1 protein-coding gene is annotated in these 1,283 nt (G+C 48.1%); it reads right to left on the bottom strand.

Going from position 1 to position 1,283, the window contains the following annotated elements; all coding sequences use genetic code 11:
- Positions 1–20: 20 nt before the first annotated feature.
- Positions 21–1,148 (bottom strand): ISAs1-like element ISKpn9 family transposase, encoded by a 1,128-nt coding sequence (locus tag J9892_RS20635; RefSeq protein ID WP_053288160.1) that lies wholly within the window; start codon positions 1,146–1,148, stop codon positions 21–23.
- Positions 1,149–1,283: the final 135 nt, after the last annotated feature.

Here is a 1,283-nt window from a genome sequence, read left to right as displayed (position 1 = left end):
CAGGGCTGACGCATCAGTGTTTATACTTTGAACAACCCCATACATTCGAACAAATATTGTTCATTCAGACAGCAGAGCCTGCGCTTGTTGGCCATGCTTAGATTACGTGATTTGTTTTGCTTCAGCATGTTCAGTATCCACTGCCTGATGACCGCTAAGTTTTCCCCAGCGAAGCCCGCTCTGGCCTGAAGTTGATCCTCTCCGAACGCAATATCTAAAGTCCAGTGCAGCAGATTTTCTACCGACCAGTGCGCTCGGGTTGCCTTCAGCGCTGAGGTGGCATCCAACGCTCGGCTACTTATATAAAATCTCACGAAATCATAGCCTTTGCCATTTTCAATTCGCTCAGCCTGCACGGCTATGATCGTCTTCGCTTTCCACTGCTGGCAAACTGGCATGCTTTCATCAACCACCAGAACCCAACAACGTCGATGCTCTTTTCGCCCATGTTCTGAGTCAAATTGTTCAGTAAAGCCGTGCCCCGAAACATCGCTTTCATTCTTATCCCAATACGCTTGGAACTGTTCTTTTACTTCAGTATTGAGGCTAGGTTGGTTGTCTTTCACCGCAAGCAGGTAATCCCCCGACTTCTTGAGGATGGTGTCAGCAATTTTGACCTGTGTACCCATTGCATCAATACTGACCAAACACCCTTTTAATTCAAGAAGTTGGAGTAGCTCAGGTATTGCCGTGATCTCGTTAGATTTGTCAGCGACTTTTTGCTGGCCAACACACATTCCCAGCTCAGTTGACCAGACATTGACCATATGAACAACGTTGGCTCCTCGCCCTTTAGCGGTAGCACGAAGAGCTTTACCATCAACCGCTAGTTGGCCAACCAGTTTTTCATCGCCCATGATGTCGCCGATCCACGCTTGAAAAATGGATTTCAGACTGGCGGGAGGCAGAGTGGCAAAGATGCGGTTGAATGTATCGTGTGATGGAATGCCGCCAGGCAAGCGCAGCCAGCGCCGGAACCATGGCTCTCGCTCTTGAGCAAACAAGGTAATCTCGCTCCAAGTATCAAAACCGCACATCATGGCGCAAATGGCCATGAAAACAACCTCTGACAAGATATGTGAGCACTTGGCCTGATTGCGTGGGTCTGGGATTGATTCAAGGTAGTCGAGCAAAGACTTCTGGGCCATAATAATAAACAGTTGGTTAAGATCTCGACTATTTACAGCTTGGCAACGCAAGGTACAATTAAAATCGTACTTGGAGCCGTTCAACTGATCGAGACTTGATCAACTTGTGCAGAGAATGATCATGCGTCGGCCCTG

Source organism: Aeromonas sp. Prich7-2, assembly GCF_017939255.1.
GTDB lineage: Bacteria > Pseudomonadota > Gammaproteobacteria > Enterobacterales > Aeromonadaceae > Aeromonas > Aeromonas caviae.
The sequence above is the reverse complement of the archived record's forward strand: the minus strand, read 5'-3'. Positions and strand labels throughout refer to the sequence as shown.

What these genes read in the sequence shown, in the direction of transcription:
- J9892_RS20635 (WP_053288160.1), bottom strand. Translation starts at nt 1,148, where the DNA reads ATGGCCCAGAAGTCTTTGCTCGACTACCTTGAATCAATCCCAGACCCA.